Genomic DNA, 12,103 nt, shown 5'->3' with positions numbered 1-12,103 from the left:
GCGTCCGGTGCGTGCTCTCGGCGTGCCGGGCGGAAGCCCGTGTACTGGACGTACTCGGTCTTTCGCCCGGTGCGGCGAGAGCGCGTGCCGGGCGTCGCGGGGCAGGCGGGAGTTCGACGACAGGCCCTAGGGTGGCGGCATGTCCTCCGCAGAGCCGCCCCCCTCCGCGCCCGTCCCCTCCGTGTGGACCGGGCGGCGCCGCCGGGGGGAACGGCCCGCCCTGAGCCGCGAGCAGATCGTCGCCGCGGCGGTCCGGCTCCTGGACGCCGAGGGCCTGGAGGCGCTGAGCATGCGCAGGCTCGGCACCGGGATGGGCACCGCGGCCACCTCCCTGTACCGGCACGTGGCCAACAAGGACGAGCTGATCGAACTCGTGGTCGACGCGGTCCACGTCGAGGTCGACCTCCCGTCCGAGGGCGGCCCCGAGGGGTGGCGCGAGGCCCTGTCGCGCGGCGCGCACAGCCTGCGCTCCATGGTCCTGCGCCACCCCTGGGTGGCCTCCGTGCCCGGCCGGGTCGGCCTCGCCCACCCGGGACCGAACCAGGCGCGGATGTCGGAGCGGATGCTCGCGCCGGCCCGGGACGTCGGGTTCCCCCCGGGCGAGGCCGAGCTCGCGGTGAGGGCGGTCGTCTCCTACGTGATCGGCGCGACCACCGGTGAGGCCTCCCGCCTGTCGCCGCTCGCGCGTGGCGGCACGAGCGGGGACGGGCGGTCGCCGTCCCCGCCGCCGGCGGACGGGGAGTCCCTCGAAGGGCACCCGCCGGCGAAGGACCACGCTGCCGGTCGGCAGGGCGTGGATCCGGCGCGGACGCGCGCGGAGGACTTCGACTACGGACTCCAGCGGATGCTGGACGGCCTGGCGACCCGGGTCAACCGAGGTTGAGCTCGCGCCCCTCGCCTAGCGGCGCGAAGGCCCGGGCCACATCGGATTCCCCGACCTCCTGCGGTGTGGCCGGGTTCCAACGGGGCCTGCGGTCCTTGTCGATGACCTGGGCCCGGATCCCCTCCACGAGGTCGGGGTGGGACAGGGTGTTGCAGGAGACGCGGTACTCCTGTTCGAGGACCCGCTCCAGCGGGCCGAGCCCGCGGGCCCGCCGCAGGGCGGCCAGGGTGACCTTCAGGGACGTGGGCGAACGCGTGAGCAGGAGCTCGGCGGCCTCCTTGGCGGCGGGCACCCCGCCGGCGTGGAGCCGTTCGAGGATCTCCTCGACGGTGTCGGCCCCGTAGCAGGGGTCGATCCAGGCGCGGGCCGCGGCCAGTTCGCCCGGCGGCGGGGCCGAGGCGTGCCGCGCGAGCGCCTCGGGCACGGGGAGGTCCGCGAGGTCGGCGGCGAGGGCCGGCAGGACGTCGGCCGACACGTGGTGGTCGGCGAGGCCGCACAGGAGGGCGTCGGCCGCGCCGACCGAGGCGCCGGACAGCGCGAGGTGGGTGCCGAGTTCGCCCGGGGCGCGGGCCAGCAGGAAGGTTCCGCCGACGTCCGGCACGAACCCGATGCCGGTCTCGGGCATGGCGACGCGGGAGCGTTCGGTGACGATCCGGAAGGCACCGTGCGCGGAGACCCCGACCCCGCCGCCCATGACGATGCCGTCCATGAGGGCGACGTAGGGCTTCGGGTAGCGCGCGACGCGGGCGTTGAGGCGGTACTCGTCGCGCCAGAACGCGGCGGAGGCGAAGCCGCCGGCCTTCGCGTCGTCGTGGATCGCGCGGATGTCCCCGCCCGCGCACAGGCCCCGCTCCCCCGCTCCCCGGATCACCACCGTCCGTACGTCGGGATCCTCCTCCCAGGCGTCCAGCGTCGCGGAGATCCGGCGGACCATGGCGTGGGTCAGGGCGTTCAGCGCCCGGGGCCGGTTCAACGTGAGGTACCCGGCCCGGCCGACCCGGTCGATCACTACGGTGTCGTCTTCGGTCTTCACACCGGCCAGTATGGCGGCGGGCCCGGGCGCGACCTCCGCCGCGCGTCGCTCAGAACGTCCACCGCGTGTGGGTGTAGACCCCGTCGTCGCGGCCGAAGCCGTACGCCGTGGTCGGGGCCACGGCGAAGACCATCGCCTCCCCCTTGCGGATCGCCTCGTCCATCCCGTGGAAGGTGCCCTCGGGCGAGGTCATGTGCCGTCCGTACTTCGCCTCGTGCGCGGCGATGACCTCCTCCAGCAGTGCCGGATCGGTGACCTTCGCGGCCCGTCCCTCGACCACGAGGTCGAGTCCCTCGGTGAGGGCGTTCCCGCCGGTGGTGAGCGCGCAGTGTCCGTCGTGCGCCAGGTTCCTCGCCTTCTGCTCGCCGGGGCCGGTCGAGAAGTACAGCGCCCCGTCGTGCCAGGCGGCGATGACGGGGGTGACGTGCAGGCGGCCGTCGGGTCGCACCGTGGAGACCCAGAAGATCTCGGCGGCGGCCATGCGGCGCAGGGCCTCGGTCCACTCGGTGGCGGTGACGTCCTCGGCGCCGGGGCGGGGGTTGAGCGCGGAGCTGTAGCGGGCGTCGAGTTCGGTCGTGGGCTGCTGCGCGGGTTCCCGTGGCGGCATGGCGGATCTCCTTTCGTCCACCCCGTCAACGACCGTCGGGCCGCGGGGAAACCGCCGCCGCGCCCGGAGCCGCGCCGCCCGGTGCGGCCGGGGCGGGCGCCGTAGGCTGGTCGGCCGCGCCCGGCCCGCCTCCGGTCGGGCCCCCGCGCGTCGCAGAGCCGAGGAGTCCCGCCGTGAACACCCCCGCCCCGTCCTCCCCGTTGTCCGTGGACGCCGCCACGGCCCTGGTGCTGATCGACCTCCAGGAGGGCATCCTCGCCCTGCCGACGGTCCGTCCCGGCGCGGAGGTCCTGCGCAACGGGATCGCGCTGGCGCGGGCCTTCCGCGCCCACCGGTTGCCCGTGGTCCTGGTGAACGTCGCCTGGTCGCCCGACGGGGGCGACCTGCCCTCCACCGACGTCGACCGGCCGGGTCCGGCGACCGCGCCGCCGCCCGCGTTCTCGCGGATCCCCGCCGAACTCGCGGCCCTGGGGGACGTGACGGTGACCAAGCGCCACTGGGGTGCCTTCACGGGGACGGAGCTCGACCTCCAGTTGCGCAGGCGCGGGGTGCGGCGGATCGTCCTGGCCGGGATCTCGACCAGCATCGGCGTCGAGTCCACGGCGCGCACCGCGTGGGAACACAGCTACGGGCTGGTCTTCGCGGAGGACGCCACCACCGATCCGGACGCCGACGCGCACGCGCACAGCTTCGGCCGGATCTTCCCGCGGATCGGCCGGGTCGTCTCCACCGCCGAGGTGATCGCGGCGCTGGACGCCCCGGCCTGAGCCCCGCGCCTCCGACCGCCCCGGCCCGGGCCCCGTGCGCCGCGCCGGCCCCGCCGGGACGCGCGGGCGCGCGTACGCACGACCGGGCGCCCGGAGCGTTCCGCGAGGGAACGGTCCGGGCGCCCTGGCGCGCGCGGGTGGTGCTCAGGCGGCCTTGGCCCGCTCGGGCTCGCGGGCGACCGGCGCGGACTGCTCGGTGCGCAGTTCCTGGGCCGGGGCGACGGCCTTGGCGGCGCCGCCGGAGCGGATGGAGCCGGCCGCCAGGACCACGAGACCGGCGACGGTGACGCCGGCTCCGGCCCACAGGGGGGAGATGAAGCCGTAGCCGGCGCCGATGGCGAGGCCGCCGACCCAGGCGCCGAGGGCGTTGCCCACGTTGAAGGCGGCGATGTTGGCGCCGGAGGCCATCGTGGGGGCGTCCTGGGCGTACTTCATCGTGCGCAGCTGGAGGCCGGGGGCGGTGGAGAGGCCGACGGTGCCCATGAGGAGCAGGGAGATGACCGTCATGATCTTGCTCTCGGCGGTGAGGGCGAACACCGCGAGGACCACCGCGAGGAGGCCGAGGCTGACCATGAGCGAGGTGTTCAGGGCGCGGTCGGCGAACTTGCCGCCGTAGAAGTTGCCGACGAAGGTGCCGAGGCCGAAGAGGACCAGCAGCCACGGGACGGTGGAGGCGGCGAAGCCGCTGACCTCCGTGAGGGTGAAGGCGATGTAGGTGAAGCCGCCGATCACGCCGCCGAAGGCGAGGATGCTGAGCGTGATGGACACCCAGACCTGGGGCCGGCGGAAGGCGCCGAGTTCGCCGCGCAGGCTGACCTGGCCGGGCGGGGCGGTCTGCGGGACGAGGAGCTTGATGCCGGCGAGCGCGACGACCCCGATGACGGTGATGGCCCAGAAGGTCGAGCGCCATCCGAGCTGCTGGCCGAGGAAGGTGCCGAGCGGGACGCCGAGGACGTTGGCGGCGGTGAGGCCGGCGAACATCAGCGAGATGGCTCCGGCCTTGCGGTTGGGAGCGACCATGTCGGCGGCGACGACGGCGCCGACGCCGAAGAACGCGCCGTGGCACAGGGCCGCGACGACACGGCCGATCATCAGCAGGGAGTACGACGGCGCGACCGCGGAGATCAGGTTGCCGATGATGAACAGCACCATCAGCGAGAGGAGCACCTTCTTGCGGTCGAACCGGGCGATCGCCGCGGTCAGCGCGACGGCCCCGATGGCCACGCTGAGCGCGTACCCCGAGACGAGGTAACCGGCCACCGATTCGGTGACTCCGAAGTCCGCGGCGACCTCGGGCAGCAGCCCGACGATCCCGAACTCGGTGAGGCCGATACCGAAGCCCCCGAGTGCTAAGGCGATAAGCCCGATAGGCATGTCCAAACCTTTCAGTACGGTGCAGGCGCCCGCATGAGGCGTCTGCAATCATTGTATGCGCGGGCTATCGGCGCGAGCGTCGTAGCCGTTCCTCGCTGTACCGGGGCTCCACCGGGACTCCACCACCCGTGTACCGGACGGGTGTTCTCGGTCCCCGCGGGTCCTACCGGGGGACGAGGGGCGCCGTGAGGCGGAAGCGGAAGTCCTGGAACAGCTCGGTCTCCTCCGTCCCCGCGCCGCGCATGCGCAGGGCGAAGCCCACCAGGGAGTGGTCGAGCATGTAGAGCCGGTTGCCCTCCTCGCGCCCGTCCTGCGAGATCCGGTCGACGACCCACTCCATGGCGGAGCGGTCCCCGTAGCGGGCCCGGGGCTCGAAGAGCCGGTGCGACTCGCCTATCTCGCCGAGCATGTTGAGGACGTAGCTCAGCGGGTAGGGCCGGTTGACGCGGTCCAACTCCGTCCCTTCCAGGTCGGGGTAGGAATCCACGAGGCGGTCGAGCGCCTCGTCCGTCAGCAGGTCGGTGCGGCCGGTGACCATGGCCGTCGAGATCATGTAGGGGTAGGCGATCCCGTTGAGGAAGAAGTTGGCTCCGGGGTCCACCGTCCGCCACTGACCCACCACGCCCTCCACGAAGGCGTCGAGGTCGGGCACCTCCTCCTCCAGCCGCCCGAGGTTGTGCAGGGCGATCAGGTAGTAGAGGCCCATGTGGGTCCTCTCCACCGGGGAGATGCCGGCCATCAGCTCCCGCGCTTCGGCGAGCCGGTCCCTCCCGTGGGTCAGGTACTCCTCGCGGCCCGACATCGCGATCGCGTTCAGCATCGTGAGGAGGGGATAGACCTTCGAGAAGCTCGGCGTCATCGGGCTCGGGAAGGACGGCGGGTTGTCGATCTCGTCGGCGCGGTCCAGGTAGTCCAGGACCTCCCTCATGTAGTCCCGCTCGCCGTCGAAGATCCGCTCCTCGAAGCCGAGCAGGCAGATCACCGACAGGAGCATGGAACCGCCGCGCCCGCGGAAGAACGGGCCGGGGATCCCCTCCAGCAGGTCCAGCGCCTCGGTGACGTAGTCGCGCGGGCCGGACACCAGGCGGTCTTTCAGGCCCAGTTGACCGAGGGCCAGGAAGACCGCCGAGTACGCGGACAGGCGCTCGTAGTCGCCGTGCCGGCCGCTGTTCTCGTCCTCGATGCGGTCCGGCTGGATCGCGTCGGCCACCGCGAGGATCTCCGCCGGGAAGTCCAGTTCCTGGTTGACGAGGAAGCCCCGGTCCAGGCCCAGCTTGGCGAAGGCGTCCATCAGGATGCAGCCGGCCATCAGGCGGTAGTAGAGGTTCTCCTCCGAGCGGATCGCGTCGAGGATCGGTCCGAGCGCCGGGCCGACCTCGGCCTCACCGGCGCCGGACGGGTCCTCGACCTTGAGGATCAGGTCCGCCAGGAGCCTGGAGAACAGGGTGTAGGTGTTGGCGGCGGACACCCGCTCCGCCAGGAGTCCGAACGTCCGACGGATCTGCGCCGCGAGCGCGGGATCGTAGGCCACGGGGTACTGACCGAGGCCGATGCCCCGCACCATCCGGCTCCACGGAGTCGCGATCATCCGGGACTCGTGTCGCAGGTCCTTCAGGCCCGCCACCGGCAGTGAGGTGGAAGCAATGGGCATGGGGTGATCCTTCCAGCGGGTTGGACAGGGGTGGCTGTGACTGTGTCCCGACCGGCGACCAGCGCTACCCGCGCGGGCCGTCCGCCTGAGCGGTCGACCCGAAACCACTAGGAACACTGGCAGTCGATACTGGGGTTCCGCCTGACCGTCGCTGGAGCCGCGGGCTCCGCGGCGGCGGACGGCGGGGGGGGCGAAGGCCCGCGGCTACGCGGCGGCGGCCGCTCCGCGGTCGAATCCGGAGCCCCCGAAGCGCAGGCCGACCAGCGCGTGGCCACGGGTGACGTAGGGCAGCGGCGGAACCGTCAGGCCGAGGAACTCGTCCCGGTCGCCCTCCAGCATCTCCAGCGCCCAGTTGAGCCACTTGATGCCCTCGCAGTAGATCGCCACGGGCCGGCGCTGCGTCTGGTAGGTGTCCGTCAACGTGCCGTCCAGCTCCGCCTGGAAGTGGAAGGGCGGCATCGCGGTGAAGTGGCTGCCCATCATGAAGACGAACCGGATGAGCCAGTACGGGTCCTCCCGCACGTTGCGCGACATGGGGTCGTCCAGGCCGTACACCGCGGTCATCACGGGGGCGAACCAGTCCTCCATCCCGCGCGGCTCGGCCGTGGTGTCGATCTGCTCGCCCGAGGCCGTCACGTCCCGGACCCGGTACGCGTCGGCGTACGGGTTCCCCTCGTCGAACTCGATCTCGACGTTCGGGGCGCGACCGCGGCCGGTGCGGACCCGGAGCCTGAAGCGCTCGAAGTGGATCTCGTCGTAGTGGCCGATCGAGTTGTGCCAGGGCTTGTTGTCGTACATCGAGTCGTCGCGGGTGTCGGCGCCGTCGGTCTTGAAGCCGATGGCCCGCGGGTCCAGGAACTGGATGCCCAGGGACTCGGGGGTGATGGCGTCCAGCGCCGCGTCCACCGCGGCCCGCGGGGCGCCCGCCTCGATCAGGCGCTGGGCGTGCAGCAGCGGAGCCGGGTCGGCCATCTTGATGTTCTCGGTGTTCGTGTCACCCATGACCAGGGAGTGGAACCGCGGCTCCAGGACCTCCAGGTACTCCGGGTGCTCCCGGAAGCGCTCCAGCAGCGTCGGCGCGTTCAGGTAGGTGACGCCGTTGATGACGATGGTCGGGGTGTCCAGCAGGTCCGGCCCGAAGGTCACCGGGGCGGTCTCGCGGCTGAGGGCGAGCCGGTGCTCGATCTTCTGGAAGTAGGAGATGTCCACCGTCTCCCCCGGGGCGGGGACCCGGCCGACGGAGTGCACCTGCTCGTTGAGGACCCGGAAGATCTGCTCGTAGAGGCGCGCGATCACGGCCGGCGGCGGGGAGTGCTTCTCGACGAAGCGGCTGACCTCCTCGCCCTTCACGTAGCTCATCTCGTAGATGACCTCCCGGTCCATGGTCCGACCGTCCTTCTGGAGGTGCGCGGGGATGGGGATGTCCCGCTCCAGGATCTCGCCGACCTCGGGGAAGTTGCGGCGCACGGAGTCCGGCAGGGCCTGGAGGTACTCCGCCTGCTTCCTGGCCTTGGCGAAGGGCGGCAGCATGACGCCCTCGCCGTCCGGGTCCCAGTGGGCCGTGGTCAGGGCCTCACTGAGGATCTTGCGGACGGTGATCTCCTCGTCGCCCTCCCGCTTGATGAAGATCGTCATGGACTCGCTGCCGCCGGCGCCGAAGCCCACGATCTCCTCGTCCGCGTGGACGTAGGCGTACACCGTGCTGCGCAGGAGCCGACGGCCCTGGGCGTAGCGGAGCACCTTCTCGTGCTCGGGGGTCAGGCTGAGGATCGAGCGGTCCTCGAAGGCGTCGAGGGCGGGGTTGGTGCGGCGCTCCCACACCTCGGACGGGTCGAGGAGGTCGATGACGTCGGTGCGGAAGGGGCCGGCGTCCACGACGGCGGGGTCGAGGGTGGAGCCGAGCGCGACGATCCGGGACCGGCCGTTGAGGTGGACGCGGCGGATCGGCGATTCCAGCGCGAGGTTGTGGAAGACGGCTCGGGTGGAGGCCTCCAGGTCCTTCTTGGACTGGACCGGGACTCCCTCCGGCGAGATGAGCGGGATCTCGGAGGCGTCGAGGGTGAACAGCAGGCGCTGGAGGGCGGCGCGGGTCTCCTGCGCGCGGTTGCCGGCCGCCGCGTGGGCGCTGCCCGCGGCCATCGCCTCGGCCAGCGGGACGGCTCCGGACGCGGCGAGGGCGACGAGCCAGCCCTCCGGGTCGCGGCCCTCCAGGAAGAAGTCGCTCTGGGCGAAGAGGGCGGGGCGGTGCCGGCGGAGCATGCGGAAGAGGGTGTGGTGGTAGGCGATCCGCTCCGCCGCCGCCCGGTCCGCGTAGGGGGCGCCGTCGGGGTCCCGGTCCGGGACGGTCTCGGTCTCCGTGTCGGGGTGCGTGTCCAGCAACGTCCGGGTGGCGACGGCCGGTTCGAGGGCTCCGGTCGTCCCGTCGTCGGGTCGGGCGAAGTGGAAGACCACCACCTCGGGTTCCTCGACGTCGGTCGACTCCCGCTGCGAGATGTGGCCCCGCGCGTCGAGGACCACGATCTCGGTGAAGGCCTGGCCCAGGGTGTCGGCGGGACCGCTGATGCGCTTCTTCAGGCGGGCCTGGAGGACGAGTTCGCCGCCGTCGAGGTCGACGGAGTCGCGGTGGTTGGAGGTGTGTTGGAAGACCTCCAGGAACCGGTGGAACGCCGGTGAGCCGTCGCGTTCGGAATGCAGCATCTCCCGGGTGATGACCCGACTCATGGTGCGGTAGAGGTACTTGTCGAAGAAGGGGCTCGTCGAGGCCATCCGGAAGAGGCTGCGGAGCGTGTCGTAGTGCTGTTCCTCCAGGGGGCCGCCGGCGGCGCGCAGCCGGTCCAACTCCCCGGTCAGACCGTTCATGAGGCGCACGGACCCGATGAGCAGGTCGGTCTCGGAGAATTCACCGGTGTAGGGCATGGCGGGCGCCTCCACGTTGTTGTCGGCCAACAGTTGCAGGGATTTGTTGCCGAGTCCGAATTCCAGGATCATTTCGGGGTCGAGGCTTTCCAGGACCTCGGCGGTCCTCCGGGAGGCCATGACCTCGTCGGTCATCGCCAGGACCGCGTCCCTGATTTCCTCGCCCGTGGTGAGCAGACCCGCGTCGCTGTTGGAGACCACCGGGGTGTGAGGGTTCTTGAAGATGATGACGTTCTCCTCGATGAAACGAGCCAGGGCCCGGCGGACGGGTCGCATCCGTGCGGAATGGGCCAGGAATACGGTCGGGTCCTTCAGCTCCTCCGAGGCGACGGTCGGGAAGTCCTTCAGGAACCGGTCGAAGTGCGCTTTGGCGCCGGCGCGGACGTAGACGTTCACCTGTCGCGGGGAGTAGAGCTTGTGGACCTCCACGTCCAGGGTCGAGACGGCGGCCGACAGGACGTCGAGGACCTCGGCGAGGGCCTCGGGCGCGCCCCTGAGGGCCACCACGTGGGACGGCTCGGGGACGAGCGGCTCGCCGCGGGTGCGGCCGGGCAGGTACGGGGCCAGTTCGCGGGCGATGGCGTCGGTGGAGGTCTCGCCCGAGGCGGCCAGCAGCATCAGCGGCGTGAAGGCGCGGGCGATCCGCACGCCGTCGGCGACCGAGAGGGAACCACTGGCCACGGCGGAGGCCAGGACGCCGAAGCTCTCTCCGGTGTAGGCCGCGAAGCTCAGCGGCCGGCCGGCGCGGGCCGCCGAGGCGCGCAGGTGGGCGTGGAGGGCCAGGTTGTGCACCGTGAACGCGGCGCCGATGAACCCCTGCTGCTCCAGCTTGCCCTCGGGCATGTTCTCGGAGGCGGTCAGCAGCCGCTCGGGGCGGCCCGGCAGGCCCAGGGCCCGGGCGCCGTCCGCGTAGATCCCGGCGACCTCCGGCATGCCGCTGTCCAGGAGGAGACGGCCGAGGTCGCGGTAGGCGGCCCGGCTGCCGAGACCGGGGAAGAAGCCGACGACGCCGGCGCGGCTACCGGTGTCCGCGAAGGCCGTCGCGGGCGGTCCGTCGATTCTGGCGATATTCGAGGAGCGCTCGCCGGTCGTGACTCCGGATAATCCCGCGCGCATTCCGTCGAGTTTCATGTTCGACTTCCTCCCCGTCCTCGTTCGCGGCCGTCGGTTCTCTTCTTTCGGTCGCGTTCTCCGTTCACTCTTCGAGCGTAGGCAGCGGGAAGGGGGCGTGGGTCGGCGCCGCATGAATGTGCCATTTCGGCGGCGCGTTGGCAGCTTGTTGACATCCGACCGCCGACGGAAAGGGCAGGCGAAAGGGCCCCCACCCACCCGTGTACCGGGTGGGTGGGGGCCCTTTCGCCTGCCCTTTCCCCTGTCCTTTCGCCTGTCCTTTCGCGCCGGTCGGCGGTCCGCCGCCGGCCGGCGTCAGGGGGTGGAGCAGTCGATGAGTCCGAGCTGGGCCGCGCGGACACCGGCCTGGAAGCGGGAGGTGGCGTCCAGACGGTGCATCAGGGAGGCGATGTGTCTGCGGTAGGTCCGTACCGACAGCCCGAGTTCGCGGGCCGCCACCTCGTCGGTCTGGCCCAGGCTGAGCGACTTGAGCACGCGCAGGGAGGTCTCGCCCTCCGTCCAGCCGCCGCCGACGGCGGTCAGGTCGACGGCCGCGTCCCAGACGGCGGTGTGCAGCACGGCCATCGCCTTGGCCGTGTCCAGGTCTCGGACGACGGCCATCTCGTGGGAGGGGCCGCCGCCCGCGCCGTCGAGGAGCGCGAGGCGTCCGTCGAAGACCGTCGCGGTGGGCAGTTCGTGGGGCGAGAGCCGGATCTCGGCGCCCAGGTGCGAGAGCTCGCAGAGCTGCTCGAAGGCCTCCTCGTCCCCGAGGACCCGGGTCGGCAGGATCATGCGGACCTCGCTGCCCCGGGCGAGGAGTTGGGCGTGCAGTTTGTTCAGCAGCAGGTCGCCGTATTCGTAGGGTCCCGTGGAGTAGCTCGACTGGGCGATGACCGACCGATGCCCCGCCTGGTGGACGATGTGGGCGGCGACCGATTCGGTGCTCGCGGCCGGACGGTCGCCCGCTCCGGCCTGGTTCACCGGGGTGGTGCGCTCCTGCTCGAACAGTCTGCCCGCCATTTCGGCGAGTTGCTGGGCCTGGTCGCGCAGGGCGTCAAGAGTGAGGTTGCGGAGATCGGTCACCGGCTCTGCCGTGACGCTCATGACTGCTCCTTGTTTCAAGGCCGCGGGTCGGACGGCCGATGGATCGGACGGGCCGGGAGGTCGGGTGCTTCGTCCTGCGTCCGGCTGTCGGTACGTCGGCGGGTGCGCGGAGTGCGCGGGTGGTGTGGCGGTGCGGCGGGGCTCGCGCAGGGGCGGTCGACCCGGTTCCCCGACCCCGGCCTCGAACCGACCCCGTCTCCGATCGCGCCCCCGACCGCGTTCCGGCGCCCTTCGACGGCCGGTGCGACGGCCCGGTCGCCCCGTGGGGGCGCCGACGTGTTCACGGGCCCGTCGCGCGCGGGCGTCACCCCGCTAGGTCGTGGGTTTGCGCGGCCACGCCGGGCGTCGACGGGCGGTGGGCGCCGCGTCCTGCCGTACCGGCCGTGCGGAACTGACGAGATGTTTCATCGAGCCTTCCTCCATCGCCCCCCGTGCGGGGCCCGCCCACCTCCGCGAAGCGGATGCCGGCCGGCTCGCGAAGAACCGTGGCCGGCGGGTGGTGCGGGCCCGTGCAACGTCGCTGAACAGCAACTTTGTCGACTCTGACACGCGCCGGCCCCATGGCGTCAAGAGCGCTCTGCCACAACCAGGTCCGGGGGCGGGCGACTTGCCGCCTACTGACCGCTCCGAGACCGAAGTTCGAGTCGGACGAGAGGGT

Annotated in this window: 8 protein-coding genes; 2 read left to right on the top strand and 6 right to left on the bottom strand. The window is 72.0% G+C overall.

Translation table 11 applies throughout. The features are described from left to right. Positions 1-139 precede the first annotated feature (139 nt). A complete protein-coding gene (locus tag AB0D01_RS11815; RefSeq protein ID WP_363054957.1) occupies positions 140-883 on the top strand; it encodes a TetR/AcrR family transcriptional regulator in 744 nt (247 codons plus the stop codon). On the opposite strand, the gene AB0D01_RS11810 is transcribed toward AB0D01_RS11815, so the two are convergent. Both AB0D01_RS11810 and AB0D01_RS11805 read right to left on the bottom strand, forming a co-directional pair. Further along, a complete protein-coding gene (locus AB0D01_RS11810; RefSeq protein WP_363054956.1) occupies positions 870-1,916 on the bottom strand; it encodes an enoyl-CoA hydratase/isomerase family protein in 1,047 nt (348 codons plus the stop codon). The two genes, AB0D01_RS11815 and AB0D01_RS11810, sit on opposite strands and share 14 nt — an antisense overlap. A gap of 49 nt (positions 1,917-1,965) precedes the next feature. After that, positions 1,966-2,523, bottom strand: a complete 558-nt coding sequence (locus tag AB0D01_RS11805; protein WP_363054955.1) for a pyridoxamine 5'-phosphate oxidase family protein — start codon at positions 2,521-2,523, stop codon at positions 1,966-1,968. 173 nt (positions 2,524-2,696) lie between these two features. On the opposite strand from AB0D01_RS11805, the gene AB0D01_RS11800 reads away from it, so the two are divergent. Next, positions 2,697-3,290: a hydrolase gene (locus AB0D01_RS11800; protein ID WP_363054954.1), complete on the top strand. Its 594-nt coding sequence runs from the start codon at positions 2,697-2,699 to the stop codon at positions 3,288-3,290. Positions 3,291-3,434: 144 nt separating this feature from the next. On the opposite strand, the gene AB0D01_RS11795 is transcribed toward AB0D01_RS11800, so the two are convergent. The 4 genes from AB0D01_RS11795 to AB0D01_RS11780 all read right to left on the bottom strand — a co-directional run bounded on the left by AB0D01_RS11795 (position 3,435) and on the right by AB0D01_RS11780 (position 11,445). Next, the gene (locus AB0D01_RS11795) at positions 3,435-4,664 is read right to left on the bottom strand and encodes an MFS transporter (protein ID WP_363054953.1); all 1,230 of its coding nucleotides are present in this window, start codon (positions 4,662-4,664) and stop codon (positions 3,435-3,437) included. A gap of 163 nt (positions 4,665-4,827) precedes the next feature. Further along, the gene (locus AB0D01_RS11790; protein ID WP_363054952.1) at positions 4,828-6,315 is read right to left on the bottom strand and encodes a hypothetical protein; all 1,488 of its coding nucleotides are present in this window, start codon (positions 6,313-6,315) and stop codon (positions 4,828-4,830) included. Positions 6,316-6,519: 204 nt separating this feature from the next. Further along, positions 6,520-10,362 (bottom strand): ACP S-malonyltransferase, encoded by a 3,843-nt coding sequence (locus tag AB0D01_RS11785; protein ID WP_363054951.1) that lies wholly within the window; start codon positions 10,360-10,362, stop codon positions 6,520-6,522. A 294-nt stretch (positions 10,363-10,656) separates the two neighbouring features. Beyond that, positions 10,657-11,445, bottom strand: coding sequence for a LuxR C-terminal-related transcriptional regulator (locus AB0D01_RS11780; protein ID WP_363054950.1), 789 nt, complete (start codon positions 11,443-11,445; stop codon positions 10,657-10,659). Positions 11,446-12,103: the final 658 nt, after the last annotated feature.

The organism is Streptomyces sp. NPDC048606 (assembly GCF_040650855.1).
In the GTDB taxonomy this organism is placed as follows: domain Bacteria; phylum Actinomycetota; class Actinomycetes; order Streptomycetales; family Streptomycetaceae; genus Streptomyces.
Note: the sequence above shows the minus strand (reverse complement) of the source record. Positions and strands in the feature narration are given on the sequence as shown.

Excerpts from the sequence above, each read along its gene's own strand:
- AB0D01_RS11790 (WP_363054952.1), bottom strand. The coding sequence starts at position 6,315 with ATGCCCATTGCTTCCACCTCACTGCCGGTGGCGGGCCTGAAGGACCTG.
- AB0D01_RS11785 (WP_363054951.1), bottom strand. The coding sequence starts at position 10,362 with ATGAAACTCGACGGAATGCGCGCGGGATTATCCGGAGTCACGACCGGC.
- AB0D01_RS11815 (WP_363054957.1), top strand. The coding sequence starts at position 140 with ATGTCCTCCGCAGAGCCGCCCCCCTCCGCGCCCGTCCCCTCCGTGTGG.
- AB0D01_RS11805 (WP_363054955.1), bottom strand. The coding sequence starts at position 2,523 with ATGCCGCCACGGGAACCCGCGCAGCAGCCCACGACCGAACTCGACGCC.
- AB0D01_RS11780 (WP_363054950.1), bottom strand. The coding sequence starts at position 11,445 with ATGAGCGTCACGGCAGAGCCGGTGACCGATCTCCGCAACCTCACTCTT.
- AB0D01_RS11795 (WP_363054953.1), bottom strand. The coding sequence starts at position 4,664 with ATGCCTATCGGGCTTATCGCCTTAGCACTCGGGGGCTTCGGTATCGGC.